The following is a 15,651-nucleotide window of genomic DNA, read 5'->3' on the forward strand; positions in this document are numbered from 1 at the left end:
ATCGCACGTTGGGTCAATTTTTAAAATTTCAACTGCTACATCGTCTATATTGCCATATTATGTACTTTTATTCAATACAAAGAACAAATATTAAACAAAATAGGTTGGGTAGTTAGTGGCTAAACGCTTTGCGTTGCGGCTCTTGCCACAAGGTGACAAACAAGACCATCACCATAGGTCCAATAAACAAACCCAAAATTCCCATGGTTTCAACACCACCTAAAATACCAAATAAAACGGCCAGGAAAGGCAATTCAATTGCCCCGCCAATGAGAACCGGTTTAACAAAATGATCGGCAACAAACATGACCAGCGTTCCCCAGGCCAGAACAATAATAGCTGAAATTAAATTACCTGCGGAAAATAAAATAAGCGCAACGATAGTAAATACAATTGGAACCACAAATGGAATCATCGCAGCAAAGGCGGTTATAAAACCGGTTAATGCCGGCGCCGGAAATCCGACCAGTTCATAGCATATCCCCATCAGCAGGCCGACACCCAGGCCAACAACGATTGTTCCGTTTACTGTGGCTCGCAACGCAGACGGCAAGCGATCAGCATAGCGGAACCAACGCTGTCCCAGACAATACTCGCCAATGTGATTGACCTGACTCGATAATTTATCGCTGTCACGGTAGAAGAAAAACAATGACAATAGAGTAAAACCCAACTGAAATCCACGATGCACGACATTAGCGCCCACCTGTTTGATATAATAGCTGGCCGGTGTTAATGTCAAATGAAGATTGGACAAAAACACCCTGACTTTCCCTGGTTGTCCGATATTGGCATCCCAGTATCGTTCAATTTCATCGCCTATAACTGGCAGTTGTTTAATAAAATCAGGTAATTGGCCGCCATTACGGTTAGTATCCTGCAAAAAATTAATAAATAGCTGGAGTTCGTTGATCAAAATACTGATAAGCCAGCTTAACGGCAGTAAAATCAATAATGACAGTAAAGTGGTAAACAACAGCGCTGATAGATTTTGATAGCTGCCAAAGAGCCTGCGCCAGCGCTTGTAAGGGGGATAAGTTGCGATAACAATAATGGCTGCCCAAACCATTGACGGAATAAACCGATGCACAATAAATAAGGATAAAACAACGATTGCAACAGTCAGGGCAATGCTGATCAGTTCTTTATGATTTTCATTCATCAGGCAAACATCCAGACCAGGAGCTGCAAAATAAACCAGGCAGGAATAGCGGCCATAATGTCATCCAGCATAATACCGAAGCTGCCTTTAATTTCCTGATCAACGTAGGATATCGGCCAGGGCTTCCAGATATCAAAAAGCCGAAACAGGAGAAAACCGCAAACCATCCATCCAAGCCCGACCGGAGCAGTAGCCATGGTCAGGAGGTAACCGATAACCTCATCCCATACAATACCCGGATGATCATGCACACCCAAATCATTTGAAACCTTGCCTACCAGCCATACGCCAATAGCAAGCATTAACAGAACCAGTACAAGGTATACGGCAAATGAGCAGTGCGCCAACAGTAAATAAATGGGGATGGCGGCTAACGTGCCCCAGGTTCCAGGCGCAGTCGGCATTAAACCTGTGCCAAAACCAAACGAAATAAAATAAGCTGGCTCTTGCCAGACTTTTGCAGACAGACTGTGCTGATCGCTCATAGTTCCCTCAAAAATGGCTATAACCCCTTGGGGTCAAAGTAATCACTTTATCCTGATCAGCCATTCGTAATCCAGCTTTTTTTTCAATAACTCCAATCTCGGCACAGCGAATTCCGGCAATATTAACCTGTTCGATAAATAACCTTTTTTTTGATTCAGGAATTGTAAAGCAGAGCTCATAATCATCACCGCCAGAGATAGCCAGCTCCATAGCATTTGAAAGCTGGTATTTTTTTAGCAGCGGATGAACAGGGATTTGCTCTTTCACAATCAGAGCGCCGGTACCGCTGGTCTGACAAATGTGATTCAGATCAGCGCTTAAACCGTCTGAAATATCAACTGCCGCGCTGGCATACTCAGTAAGCAAAGGTTGCAGATCAAGCCGCGGTTCCGGCCTGATTAATCTGGCAAACGCTTGTGCTTTATCAGACTCACTGACAATTTGTTGATTTTTTAGCAGCTTGACAGCCAGCGCCGCGGCTCCCAACTCGCCAGAAACCCAGATTGAATCGCCGGGGTTTGCGGTTGAACGGCGAACGGCTTTGCCTTCATCCGCCAGACCATGGATAGTAAGGGTAATCGTTAACGGGCCGTGGGTAGTATCACCGCCAATCAGGGCAATCTGATATAAGGCAAGGGCATCATGAATACCCTGAGCGAATCGGCTCAACCACGCTGTATCAGAGTGCGGGATAGTAAGAGCCAGGCTTATCCAGCAAGGTTTTGCCGCCATTGCCGCCATATCGCTGACATTCACCATAACGGAACGCCAGGCAATATCATACGCATCCCACTCAGTGAGAAAATGTACGCCTTCGACCAGAGTATCTGTACTGATTAGCAACTCCTGGCCTGCCGGAACTTTAAGGCAGGCTGCATCATCGCCAATGCCAAACACTACATCATCACGTTTGACTATAGACTGATTGAAAAAATTTCCGATAATCGAAAATTCATTCATGATTAAGGTCGATTTCAACCGAACGGGTTTGTTTGGCCACGCTGTTTAAGACGCCATTGACATAGCGGTATCCTTCCTGTGCGCCAAAATCCTTGGCCAAAGTGATTGCTTCATCAAGCACAACTTTATAGGGAATCTCCGGGCAGAAAAATAATTCAAACGCACCCAATCGTAATATACTTAACTCAACTGGATTAACGCTGGTCAACTGCCTGTCCAGAAAAGGGCTAATCGCTTCTTCGATTTGATTCAAATTAGCTGGAACGCCGTACAGGATACGGCAAAAATAATCCGCATCAACCTTAGCCATATCATTCGCTACCCTGAACTGGGTTTCTATTTCATATAATTCATGATTAGTCATTAACCATTGATACAACGCTTGCAAAGCAAGTTTACGGGCGCGCCGCTTACCTTTAATTAACTCTTTTTCCACACTTACCTCATGAATTAATGTCGTCTTTCATTTCATCAAGCGTTTGCCTGAAATCACTGACATCTTTAAATCGTTTATAGACTGATGCAAATCGTACATATGCGACATGATCAAGATTGAATAAATGTTTCATGACTAATTCACCAACCTGACGGGAATCAATTTCCCGCTCGCCGGTACTGCGAATTTCCTGCATGATTTTTACCAGTGTCTGTTCAAGTGTATCAACACTCACCGGCCTTTTTTCCAGTGCCCGCAACATCCCTGAGCGCAAATTCTCCTCACTGAACGGCTCACGCCGGCCATCGCGTTTGATTATCACTGGCATAATCAGTTCTGCGGTTTCAAAGGTGGTAAAACGCTCATGGCAAACAAGACACTGTCGCCTGCGCTTAACCTGCGCGCCTTCGGAAACAAGGCGCGAATCCAATACTTTAGTTTCTTCTGCGTGACAAAATGGGCAATACATAATCAGCGATAAACCGGAAAATCATGGCACAATTGCATAACCTGGCGTTTTACCAGCGCTATAACCGCTTCGTTTTGGATATCGTCGAGTATATCACATATCCATTCCGAAAGAATTTTGACTTCTTTTTCTTTAAAGCCCCGGGTAGTCACCGCGGGCGTACCAAGCCTTAACCCACTAGTCACAAAAGGCGAGCGCGGATCATTAGGCACTGAATTTTTATTCACGGTAATGTTAGCTCTTCCCAACGTGGCGTCAGCTTCTTTTCCGGTAATGTTTTTATCAATCAGGCTCAGTAGCACAAGATGGTTTTGTGTTCCGCCAGATACAATCGAGTAGCCTCGCGTAATCAAAGTATCCGCCATCATTTTTGCGTTCAATAATACCTGTTGCTGATACTGTTTGAATTCAGGCTGTAACGCTTCCTGAAAAGCAACCGCTTTCGCTGCGATCACATGCATTAAAGGGCCGCCCTGAGTACCGGGGAAAACAGCGGAATTTAATTTTTTCTCAATGTCCTCATTCGCTCTGGCAAGAATCATCCCGCCTCGAGGTCCTCGCAAGGTTTTGTGGGTAGTAGTTGTTACCACGTCTGCATAAGGTACCGGCGACGGGTAAAGCCCTGTCACAATCAGGCCGGCAACATGGGCAATATCAGCAACCAGATAAGCGTTCACTGAATCGGCAATTTCCCTGAAACGCGGCCAGTCCAGCTGCTGGGAATAGGCTGAAAACCCTGCAATAATCATTTTAGGCTTATGCTGCAGAGCCAGTGCCTGCAGTGCATCGTAATCGATAATACCAGTCTCGGGATCAAGTCCGTATTCGATGGAATGGTACAGTTTTCCAGAAAAATTAACTTTGGAGCCATGAGTTAAATGACCGCCATGAGGTAATGCCATGCCAAGAATGACATCGCCGGGGGACAATAAAGCCATCATAACAGCCGCATTTGCCTGAGAACCTGAATGGGGCTGGACATTGGCATAATCAGCGCCAAACAGTTTTTTTGCCCGCTCGATTGCCAGCGACTCGGCGATATCGACAAACTCACAACCGCCATAATATCGTTTGCCAGGATAACCTTCGGCATATTTGTTGGTCAGCACTGAACCTTGAGCTTCCAGTACACGTGGACTGGCATAGTTTTCAGAAGCAATTAATTCAATATGCTCTTCCTGACGTTTGTTTTCAGCTTGTATAGCCTGCCATAGCTGCTCATCAAAGCCAGCAATTGTATTCTGGTTTTTGTTAAACATCAGCGCTCTTCTCCCAATCCGTGCCTGTTTCTTAATAATGGACTATTTCCGGCAAATCAGCCAAATGCCGGGAATCATATCATGGAATCAATCATTAGTCATGGGCATGACTTTGTGAACGTCTGGCCACGTCATTATGGCGGGTTACCTCATTTGATCCGCGCTGCTCAGCTCGTACTGCGCGCTGTGTATGGCGCTCGGGTTTTCTGACCACGGTGCGTTGATCATTTAATGCATGGTTTTGCACCGGCGTCTCATGATAATGAGTGGTGTAGCCGCTGGCATAAGGATAGCGGTTATCATAGCCGTAATAGCTGTTACCTACAGTGCAGGCGCCCAGTAATGGTAAAAACAGTAATGACATATACATTCGTTTCATAACAACTCCCCAAATAAATAAAGGCACTCATTCTTAAGTGCCTTGAATATCGATAATGTCGGATCAAAAAGACCCAATCTATGGACTATTTTGTTTTAACAGAGCTTTTGGCATTACCCAGCAAATCGTAGATTGTAACTGTTTGGCCTGGGCCTGTGTAGCCGGCATAAACGCGTTGACCACGGAATGTGTAGATATCAAGCCACATGCTGGCATGGCAGTAACCATAATAATACAGACTGATGTAATGCGGGGTTTCGCCACTGTAAATATTGAATGGCGTCATAGTGGAGTTATCATCAAAAGTTCCGTATACAGTTACGTTTCTTTCGCTATAGTTAGCAATTTCAATTTCACAGTAACCAGGTAAAAATGCATTTTTAACTGCAGCAGATTTGTTCTCCCCTGCATCAGCTTTAGGATGAACGTGACGGCTGTCAGCAAATACCGAGCTTAACATGCTGAACAAGCAGACAAACAACAACGATTTTAATTTCATGATAGTCCTTAAATATAAAGAAGGAAATGGCATGGTAACAAAGGTATTAATTTAGTCAACAGGTTTTTTTTATAGCCAGATATTTTTCTGTTAATACATTGAACTATTTATCAATTTTGATATAGTAACTTCTTTTTTATGCAGCTCAAGGTTTTGTGACCAGAATTATGGGTTAAGTAGGGCCTTTGTGCCGGCTCAACTGCACTTAATTTCGTAATTAGTCCTTTACAGCCCTCTCCCTGGAAGGAAAAAAATGAAAAAACGTATGACAATCATGATGATCCTGCTGGTAATCGTCTTTGGTGGAATTATCGCGTTTAACCTGTTTAAAGGATTTATGATTAAGCAGTTTTTTGCCCACTATGAACCACCGCCGGTTACGGTCTCTTCCGTAAAAGCCACAAGGCAGGATTGGGAACCCAAAATCCATGCAGTCGGCGATTTTGTCGCCATCAATGGCGTGGAGGTTAACTCACAGGCAACGGGGAACGTAGTAAGCATCCATTTTGAATCCGGCCAATATATTGAAAAAGATCAGCCTTTGATTGATATTGACGACAGCGTGGAACAGGCTAATCTTAAGTTTAATCAGGCCGACATGGCGTTGAAAGATATCAACTACCGGCGCCAGGCTGACTTGCTTAAACGCAATGCGACCTCAAGCTCCAGCGTAGATGAAGCCAAAGCTAATCTCGAACAGGCACAGGCTAATGTTGAGCGTATCGAAGCCCAGATCAGGCAAAAACATATCACTGCGCCCTTTTCAGGCCAATTAGGCATCCGTCAGGTTAACCTTGGTCAATATATAACCCCTGGCCAAACTTCTATAGTTACCCTGCAATCGCTTGATCCCTTGTATATTGAATTTAATCTGCCGGAACAATTGTTTAAAAAAATCCGCTCCGGTCAGAAAATCGAATTAAGCGTTGAAGAAATACCAAATACGGTCTTTGCCGGGAAAATTACCGCGATTAACTCAAAAATTGATACCAACACCCACAACGTCCTGATTCAAGCCAGTCTGCCGAATTGTCCGGCAATCGTCAATCAGGATCTGACTAAGTCTCCACTCGTTAAAGTCAGCAAACAACCTGGCAGCAATAAAACCATCGTCATGTGCGATAGTGAATTAAATGCCAAAAATCAGGTCGATAAATTTATCTTTATTCCTGGAATGTTTGCTTCAATCTCGGTGGAACAACCTGCTATTAAAGATGTCGTAGTACTGCCTTCTACTGCAATTTCATACAGTTTGTATGGTAATTCTGTCTTTGTTATCGAGCCTGACAAGGATGGCAAAAAAGATGAACAAGGCAATCCTGTTTTGCGCGTTAATCGGGTTTTTGTAACCACCGGCGATCAACAGGGCAATTACACAATCATTGAAAAAGGTATCACTGCGGGTCAGACAGTAGTCAGCTCTGGTGAAATCAAACTTCAGAATGGGGCACGTGTTGTTATTAACAACAGCGTGTTACTCAAAGATGTCAGCGACCCTGACAGTTTAGGACAGTAAACTATAAAATTGGGCCGGCATGGCCCAATCTGTGGGACAAATCATGAATTTTACCGATATTTTTATTAAGCGCCCGGTTCTTGCGACAGTTGTCAGCCTGTTAATTTTCCTGTTTGGCCTGAATTCCATTTCCACCATGCAGATACGTCAGTTCCCCCGCATGGAAAACACCGTAATTACCGTTACCACAGCCTATCCTGGAGCAGATGCCGACTTGATTGCAGGTTTTATTACAACGCCGCTTGAAGCAGCTGTTGCCAGTGCCGAAGGCATTGACTACATGACCTCAACAAGCGTTCAGGGGCTGAGTACCATTACGTTAACCATCAAACTTAATTTTGATGCCCAGGTCGCCTTTACTGATGTCATGAGTAAAGTACAGCAAACGCTTAACCAGATGCCGCCGCAGGCTCAGCGCCCTGTGATCGTCAAAAGCTCTGATACAGCAACTCCGCTGATGTATGTCAGTCTTGACAGTAATGAAATGACGCCGCAGCAAATTACCGATTATGCGGTTCGGGTGGTTCAACCGCAGTTTCAGACCGTAGACGGCGTTGCCAAAGCAGATATTCTGGGCGGCGCGACCTATTCCATGCGGATATTTCTTGATCCTATTAAAATGGCCGGATTTAACGTCTCTCCTGCCGACGTAACCAATGTCCTGGCACGAAATAACTTTTTAACAGCGGCAGGCAGTACCAAAGGCGAATACGTCGCAATCAATATGACGGCCAAAACCGATTTGAATAACGCAGAAGAATTCAGCAGACTGATTGTACGCAGCAGCAACAATGCAATTATTCGCTTGCGTGATATCGCCAAAATCGAATTAGGCTCGCAGGATTATAATACAACCGTGACCTTTAACGGCAAAAAAGCAGTTTTCCTTGCCCTGACGCCAACACCCTCAGCCAATCCGCTTACAGTAATCAGCGCAGCCCGCAAATTATTTCCCTCGATCCAGCATGAATTCCCTCCTTCCCTGACCGGCACCATAGTGTATGATGCTACTGATTTTATCCGGGCATCGATTAGCGAAGTAATCCATACCATTGTTGAGGCCGCAGCAATCGTTATTGTGGTTATCTTTTTGTTTTTAGGCTCCATCCGTTCGGTTATTATTCCGGTTGTCACCATCCCACTGTCGCTGATCGGCGTCTGTACCCTTATGCTGTTTCTGGGGTATTCGATCAACCTGCTTACGTTGCTGGCGTTTGTACTGGCAATCGGCCTTGTTGTGGATGATGCCATTGTCGTTGTAGAAAACGTGCATCGCCATCTGGAGGAAGGTAAAACCCCGTTCCAGGCGGCGATTATCGGCGCTCGCGAAATTGCCGTACCGGTTATTGCCATGACCATCACACTGGCGGCAGTATATGCCCCAATTGGTTTTATGGGTGGATTAACAGGCGCACTCTTTAAAGAGTTTGCGTTTACCCTTGCCAGCGCCGTAGTGATCTCAGGTCTGATTGCGCTGACTTTATCGCCTATGATGTGTTCTAAAATCTTATCGAAAGAAGCCAGCAGCGGACAATTCGTTAAATTCCTCGATAGAAAATTTAATTCGCTGAAAGATCGCTATAAAAAAATGCTGCATAGCCTGCTTGATACCCGCGCTATTATGCTGGTGTTTGCTGCCGTAGTTCTTCTGATGCTGCCTTATTTATACAGCACAACCGCCGGCGAAACCGCTCCGGAAGAAGATCAGGGATTTTTCTTTGTGGTCGCTACAGCACCGCAGTATGCGACCGTGAATTACATTGAAGCGTACACCCGTTCATTTGACGAAATTTACCGTAGTTTCCCTGAAAGCGAATACTATTTTAATATCAATGCCAGCACACCCATGTCAGGTATGGTATTAAAGCCCTGGGACAAACGCACACGCAGTCAGTTTGAAATGAAAGAGCCGCTGCAGCAAAAGCTTAACACCGTAGCCGGATTAAAAGCATTTGCCGTCATTCCCCCTCCCCTGCCAGGCGGCGGTAATGGGACGCCGATTCAGTTTGTTATTAAAACCACCAATGATTTTCAGACTCTTTTTGAGGTTTCCAACCAGTTGCTGACTAAAGCCCAGCAAAGCGGTTTGTTTATTTATCTGGATAATAGCCTTAAATTCAATCAGCCAGAAGTTGAGTTTGAAATTAACCGTTCCAAAGCAGCCGATCTTGGCCTTGATATGCAAGACATTGGCAGTAGTTTGACCAGTGCCTTGTCTGGTAATTATGTTAACTATTTTAATCTGCAAGGCAGAAGTTATCAGGTTATCCCGCAACTGGATCGCCGTTTCAGACTTAACCCGGAACAATTGGGCAAAATTTATGTACGCAGTTCCAAAGGCACAATGGTACCTTTATCAACTGTCGTTACACCCAAACCTAAAACTCAGCCCAACGCGGTCAGCCACTTCCAGCAATTGAATTCGGCGACCATCCAGGGCGTGATGATGCCAGGAACAACACTTGGCCAGGGACTTACGTACCTGCAGGAAGCGGCCAAAACTACTTTACCGAAAGGGTTTACCTATGATTACGGCGGGCAATCAAGACAGTTTATCCAGGAAGGTTCAGCGCTTATTTTTGCCTTTTTCCTCGCAATTATCGTAATTTTCCTGGTTTTGTCAGCCCAGTATGAAAGTTTCCGTGATCCGTTAATTGTTTTGATCAGTGTACCCATGTCTATTTGCGGTGCGCTGATACCGCTTAATCTTGGACTGGCAACAATTAATATCTATACTCAGGTTGGCTTGATCACCCTCATCGGCCTGATCAGTAAACACGGTATTCTGATTGTTGACTTTGCCAACCAGTTACAAAGGGAGAAAAAACTGGATAAACGAGCGGCTGTAGAAGAGGCCGCATCCATAAGGTTGCGCCCTATCCTGATGACAACAGCCGCGATGGTATTCGGCGTAATCCCATTATTAATGGCAAATGGCGCCGGCGCTGTCAGCCGTTTTGATATCGGCCTGGTTATTTCAACCGGTTTGCTGGTTGGTACTTGCTTTACTCTGTTTGTTGTTCCAACTATGTATACTTACCTGGCAGCCGATCATCGCCATGACAAAGATGAGGCTCAGGAATAAGATCCGTTATCTCGCAGTATCTGAAATGTTGGGCTTTACAGCCCAACGTGTATATTAAAAAAGATGAGGATAGCCTCCTGACTTTTACCGCTTCAACCAGAAGCCAAGACATGTTAAAATTGCCGCTTTTATTACAACAGGCAAACCCCATGGATAAGACTTATTCTCCCAAAAACATCGAGCAATCGTGTTATGAGAATTGGGAAAACCACCACTTTTTTGAACCGCGTGGTGAGGGCAGTAACTTCTGCATTATGCTTCCCCCGCCAAATGTCACTGGCAGTCTGCATATGGGACACGGCTTCCAGCATACGTTAATGGATCTTCTGACCCGCTATCAGCGAATGCAGGGTGCGAGAGCGCTCTGGCAGCCAGGCACTGATCATGCCGGAATCTCAACCCAGTTAGTAGTAGAACGGCAATTGGAAGCCAAAGGCATGTCGCGTAAAGATATGACTCGGGATGAGTTTCTTGAACATGTCTGGCGTTGGAAAGAAGAATCAGGCAACCAAATTACCAGCCAGATGCGCCGTATTGGTTCTTCCGTAGACTGGTCGCGTGAACGCTTCACGATGGATGAGGGTTTGTCGGCAGCAGTACAAAAAGTCTTTGTTCAACTCTATGACGAAGGATTAATTTATCGCGGCACACGTCTGGTTAACTGGGATCCGAAATTAGGTACGGCAGTCTCTGATCTGGAAGTGCTATCCGAAGAAGAAGACGGTTTTATGTGGCATATCCGTTATCAGGTTGCCGATTCTGATGAATCGCTTATCGTTGCCACCACCCGTCCTGAAACCCTGCTTGGCGATACAGCGGTTGCTGTCCACCCCGATGATACCCGCTTTCAACACCTTATTGGCAAACAACTGCAATTACCGCTTTGCGATCGCCTGATTCCCATTATCGCCGATGAATATGTCGATCCGGAATTTGGCACTGGCTGCGTTAAAATAACACCAGCCCACGATTTTAACGACCATGAGATGGGCAAACGCCATGATCTGCCTGCGATTAATATCTTGACTAAAAAAGCGACTATCAACAAAAACGCGCCGATTGCCTATCAGGGCATGGATCGTTTCGTTGCACGCGAGCAAATTGTAAACGATTTAAAAGAAGCAGGCCTTCTAATTAAAATTGAACCGCATAAATTAAAAGTGCCCCGTGGTGAAAAGTCAGGCGTTGTGATAGAGCCGTTACTGACTGATCAGTGGTACGTAAAAATTAAACCTTTGGCCGAGCCGGCAATTGATGCGGTTAAAAAAGGCGAAATCCGTTTTATACCGGAAAACTGGAATAAAACCTATTACCAGTGGATGGAGAATATTGAAGACTGGTGTATCAGCCGGCAATTATGGTGGGGACACCGTATTCCTGCCTGGTATGACAATCAGGGCAATGTCTATGTCGGCTATAGCGAAAATGATGTCCGGTTTAAATATCACCTCGAGGATTCTGTAGCGTTACGGCAAGATGAGGACGTTCTCGATACCTGGTTCTCCTCTGCCTTATGGCCTTTTTCAACCTTGGGCTGGCCTGAGCGTACGCCTGAGTTTGAAACGTTTTATCCAACTTCAGTTTTGATAACCGGGTTTGACATTATTTTCTTCTGGGTTGCCCGGATGATTATGATGGGGCTTAAATTTACCGGTAAAGTTCCGTTTAAAGATGTGATTATAACTGGGCTGATTCGTGACAGCGAAGGCCATAAGATGTCGAAATCGAAAGGAAATGTGCTTGATCCTATCGATATTATCGATGGCATTGATATCAATGATCTGGTAGCCAAACGAACATCGAATCTGGTACTTACCTCAGTCAAGGAGCGTATTGCCAAAGCTACACGCAAGGAATTCCCGGACGGCATTGCAGCCTATGGTACTGATGCTTTGCGTTTTACCTTCTGTTCACTGGCATCAACTGGCAGAAACGTCCGTTTTGATATGGGGCGTGTTGAAGGATATCGTAATTTCTGTAACAAGCTGTGGAACGCGGCGCGCTATGTATTGCTGAATACAGATGTTGAGCAGGCAGATCTGGAGGATGGCGCTTTTCAATATAGCCCGGCCGATCAATGGATACTCTCCCGCCTGCAACATACCATTGCCAGCACTCATCATTATTTAAGCACTTACCGCTTTGATTTGCTTGCCAATACGCTTTATGAATTTGTCTGGTATGAGTACTGCGACTGGTATCTTGAGCTCTCCAAACCGGTACTTTACGATGAGCATGCCTTAGCGCCTATGAAGCGTGGAACTCGCCGCACTTTAATTCATGTGTTAGATCAGATATTAAAGTTGCTTCACCCGATTATGCCGTTTATTACCGAGGAAATATGGCAGCGTACCAACAAGCTTACCAGCCAGAATGGTGAAAGCATCATGCTGACCTCTTTCCCCCATGTCCGGGAAGAATTCATTGATAATGAGCTTGAAGCGGAAATGAACTGGGTTAAGGAAGTCATCCAGTCACTGCGTACCATCCGCAGCGAAATGTCGATTTCACCTGGCAAGCTGATTCCGTTACAGGTTAAAAATGCCACCAGCGAAGAACGTGCGCTTTTTGAAAAATACCATGTGACCTTAATAGCGCTGAGTAAATTGATGCATATTCATTTCCTGGAGAGTAATGAAGCCGTGCCAGTCTCTGCCTCAGCTGTTGTCGGTGAAATGGAGTTATTAATCCCGATGGCGGGATTAATTAACAAAGACGCGGAGCTTGCGCGTCTTGATAAGGAAATCAGTAAACTGAACAAGGATATCGCTTTGGCTGAAGGTAAATTAAATAATCCCAAATTTGCTGAAAACGCACCGGAAGAGATTATAGCCAAAGAAAAAGAAAAGCTGAGTCTGGCACAAATTGCACGGGAAAAGCTGTTGCATAATCGTGCGACAATTGAAACATTATAGGTGGAGTGCTGGGCTTTCCAACCCAACCTGCACTGTAATTAATCATCCAACTAATGGAGTGTTGGGCTGTAAAGCCCAACACTCCATTTCTCAACACTTACAACCCTAAATTAATAAAACGTTAAGCTTTCTATGGTAAAAATATCTCCATCTTGCATACTGAAAATCGCTTATGACACCTTTTGAAATTATCACTAAAATTATTCCCGGCTATAATTATTTATCCGAAGAAAGACGTGAGCAGTTTCGGGAAACAGAGGCTGGTAATATGTTAGTTAATCATATTGCCGTTTCAATCAGTGAACAGTATGAAAAATTAAAAAAGGAACAATTAAAAAAAAGTGAAAAATCGGGTTTTATTACTCGAACGCTTACTTCGTGGCTGAATGACGATACCACACTCTTGCTCCAACAACTTATAAACAGGCAAAAAAGCAGCTACCTTGAGGATTATCAAACGAATCCTGACTATTTGGCGCTAAAAAAAGACATTATTATCAGCATCCTGACGAAAGAAATCGATGATTTAAGCGCTCTGGATCCTGAGGAAATAGCTCAGCTGGCGCAAGCGCCATTTAGCAAGGCGCTTTCCGAAAGCGATGTATTTACAAACATTGAAGAAGTAATAAATGAAAACAGCTGGTTTGGTTTCAGTCTCGTCAATTATTTAAGCGATAAAACTGCAGCATTAAACCAATGGATGGAGGCATTTAAAACAGCAACTGAATTTAATCATTTTCATCAAAAGATCAACTACAAAAAAGAAGAACAACTTACTGCCAACCTTTATAATCATTTAGATAAGCTGGCATCTGAGTTACCGCTGTTAAATTATCGCTTTGAAAAATCGCCTGATATAACTTTTATTGATAATGATATAACCTTTATTGATAATCTGTATTATCACTTTCAAAAATCATCACCACAGGAATGGGCAAATAGCATCGACTATGAAGTACGCTCTTTGACGAAGATTTTTCTCTCTGTTTTTAGTGAAGTCCATCGTTCAACCATGAATATGGTAAACCTCGATCATTTTAATGAAGAACAGGCTAAGCGGCTTGCTAAAAAAATTCTTGACGCTATACAAAACAATCAGACTTTGAAGCTGGCTGAGTGGCTTGAGGACTATGAAGCTGAATTACACGCTATTGTCGATGCCCGGCTTAAGCTAATTAATAACCAAACCTGGCACTGTTCCGAGCTTGGCGAAGCGAAAGGTTTGATGAATTCGGTTTCTTATTTGTTCTGGAATAATAAACTGGTCAATGAAACCACCAGTTTTGTTGATAAACTTGCGGATGCTCACGCCTTTATTCAGGCAACCAGTTTTTCTACGCAGAATGAAAACTCGTTCCTGGCTATACTTGACCTATATAACTATTATCGCTTTGCCGCTAATATTTCTGAAACCAAATCAATTTTCGCAGGTCTGCTTAGCCCATTTATGCCGATATATGATGAATATCGTGATATCGCGTTAAAAGAACGAAATCCTTACCGCAAAGCGTTCAGAAGTCTTGTCCCTGTTCTGATCACCGTTGGCGTAATTATAGCCATATCAGTCGCCTTGACTCCTTTAGCGTTACCAGAACTGGCCTTTGTTGCGGTATTTATTCCGGCACTCATTATTGGACTTATGGTTACAAGCTTTTACATTTCCAGAAAGGATGCTATCGCTCAGTCAATCCGCCAATGGTATTACGGAGGAAAATTTGAAATTCCTGAATTTCAGATTAATATGCGAATGGAAAGAGCCCTTGGTGAAGCGAATGCCATACGTGTACGTAACCTGTATATTGAAGCAATACAAAAATGCGATGACATAGAAGCTCAATTCGCCAGCTCACATAAGACAGGACAGCTGAAAGCCGAAAAGTTAAAGCAGCGTCAGGATAATACCAAATTAAGACACCAGTTAAATCTCGAATGGTATGACATTCATAGCAACATAAACATGGGGTATGATGAAGTTTCGCAAGTTATTCAGCGCCGGCTGAAAGAAAATGGGGATAATGCTTATAAAAAGCTGGTAGCGCTTGAGCAGCAGGAACATAAGGCCATTCATCGCTGTATAACGCGAATAGTTAACGAGATTAAAACAATTATCACTGTTCCCAAACCACAGAACCCCAATAATGCCCGGGAAATTACCTTAAAAATTGCTCATAACCGCGACAATTTTTTCAAGCCGCAATGCCTTCCGGAAAAACAAAGGGCTGAAGAATTGGCAAGGCTTAATGAAGATATTAAAATGATAAGTGCACAATGTTAATTTTCATCAAGTCTTTCATGTCTCAGTGGCGCTTGCTGTTTTATTACTGTTCTTGACTGCAATCAGGTAACGCGTTATACGTTCCCTTAAAGTTAGCAAGACGATCTTTAGTCCCAGGCCAATCAAGACCCTTTATACAGGATTATTTTTTGCAAAAGGCGATAATTAGTTGATAATTATTTATCAATTCGGCGTAACGCCTCTTACCAG

The 15,651-nt window shown here is 44.0% G+C and carries 12 protein-coding genes; 4 read left to right on the forward strand and 8 right to left on the reverse strand.

All coding sequences use genetic code 11. The features are described 5' to 3' along the window. Positions 1-112: 112 nt before the first annotated feature. The 8 genes from ACFORL_RS06430 to ACFORL_RS06465 all read right to left on the reverse strand — a co-directional run bounded on the left by ACFORL_RS06430 (position 113) and on the right by ACFORL_RS06465 (position 5,650). Positions 113-1,162: an AI-2E family transporter gene (locus ACFORL_RS06430; RefSeq protein ID WP_382342246.1), complete on the reverse strand. Its 1,050-nt coding sequence runs from the start codon at positions 1,160-1,162 to the stop codon at positions 113-115. Further along, positions 1,162-1,647 (reverse strand): phosphatidylglycerophosphatase A family protein, encoded by a 486-nt coding sequence (locus tag ACFORL_RS06435; RefSeq protein ID WP_382342248.1) that lies wholly within the window; start codon positions 1,645-1,647, stop codon positions 1,162-1,164. The genes ACFORL_RS06430 and ACFORL_RS06435 overlap by 1 nt, the downstream gene beginning before the upstream one ends. Before the next feature lie 7 nt (positions 1,648-1,654). Continuing rightward, complete coding sequence (gene thiL / locus ACFORL_RS06440) at positions 1,655-2,608, reverse strand: thiamine-phosphate kinase (protein WP_382342249.1); 954 nt, start codon at positions 2,606-2,608, stop codon at positions 1,655-1,657. Next, positions 2,601-3,044 (reverse strand): transcription antitermination factor NusB, encoded by a 444-nt coding sequence (gene nusB / locus ACFORL_RS06445; RefSeq protein WP_382342251.1) that lies wholly within the window; start codon positions 3,042-3,044, stop codon positions 2,601-2,603. Before nusB ends, thiL begins: the two co-directional genes overlap by 8 nt. 7 nt (positions 3,045-3,051) lie before the next feature. After that, on the reverse strand, positions 3,052-3,513 hold the full coding sequence (gene nrdR / locus ACFORL_RS06450; RefSeq protein ID WP_382342253.1) for a transcriptional regulator NrdR: 462 nt from the start codon (positions 3,511-3,513) through the stop codon (positions 3,052-3,054). A 2-nt stretch (positions 3,514-3,515) separates the two neighbouring features. Then, the gene (gene glyA, locus ACFORL_RS06455) at positions 3,516-4,772 is read right to left on the reverse strand and encodes a serine hydroxymethyltransferase (protein WP_382342255.1); all 1,257 of its coding nucleotides are present in this window, start codon (positions 4,770-4,772) and stop codon (positions 3,516-3,518) included. A gap of 94 nt (positions 4,773-4,866) precedes the next feature. Then, positions 4,867-5,151: a hypothetical protein gene (locus tag ACFORL_RS06460; RefSeq protein ID WP_382342257.1), complete on the reverse strand. Its 285-nt coding sequence runs from the start codon at positions 5,149-5,151 to the stop codon at positions 4,867-4,869. Positions 5,152-5,236: 85 nt separating this feature from the next. Then, positions 5,237-5,650, reverse strand: coding sequence for a hypothetical protein (locus ACFORL_RS06465; RefSeq protein ID WP_382342259.1), 414 nt, complete (start codon positions 5,648-5,650; stop codon positions 5,237-5,239). Between the two features lie 253 nt (positions 5,651-5,903). On the opposite strand from ACFORL_RS06465, the gene ACFORL_RS06470 reads away from it, so the two are divergent. From ACFORL_RS06470 to ACFORL_RS06485, 4 genes are all read left to right on the forward strand, one after another. Beyond that, complete coding sequence (locus ACFORL_RS06470; protein ID WP_382342261.1) at positions 5,904-7,166, forward strand: efflux RND transporter periplasmic adaptor subunit; 1,263 nt, start codon at positions 5,904-5,906, stop codon at positions 7,164-7,166. Between the two features lie 43 nt (positions 7,167-7,209). Continuing rightward, a complete protein-coding gene (locus ACFORL_RS06475; protein ID WP_382342263.1) occupies positions 7,210-10,251 on the forward strand; it encodes an efflux RND transporter permease subunit in 3,042 nt (1,013 codons plus the stop codon). 149 nt (positions 10,252-10,400) lie between these two features. Continuing rightward, positions 10,401-13,166, forward strand: coding sequence for a valine--tRNA ligase (locus ACFORL_RS06480; RefSeq protein ID WP_382342313.1), 2,766 nt, complete (start codon positions 10,401-10,403; stop codon positions 13,164-13,166). A gap of 172 nt (positions 13,167-13,338) precedes the next feature. Further along, the gene (locus tag ACFORL_RS06485; RefSeq protein ID WP_382342265.1) at positions 13,339-15,441 is read left to right on the forward strand and encodes a hypothetical protein; all 2,103 of its coding nucleotides are present in this window, start codon (positions 13,339-13,341) and stop codon (positions 15,439-15,441) included. The last annotated feature ends 210 nt before the right edge of the window (positions 15,442-15,651 follow it).

Source organism: Legionella dresdenensis, assembly GCF_042649825.1.
In the GTDB taxonomy this organism is placed as follows: Bacteria; Pseudomonadota; Gammaproteobacteria; order Legionellales; family Legionellaceae; genus Legionella_C; species Legionella_C dresdenensis.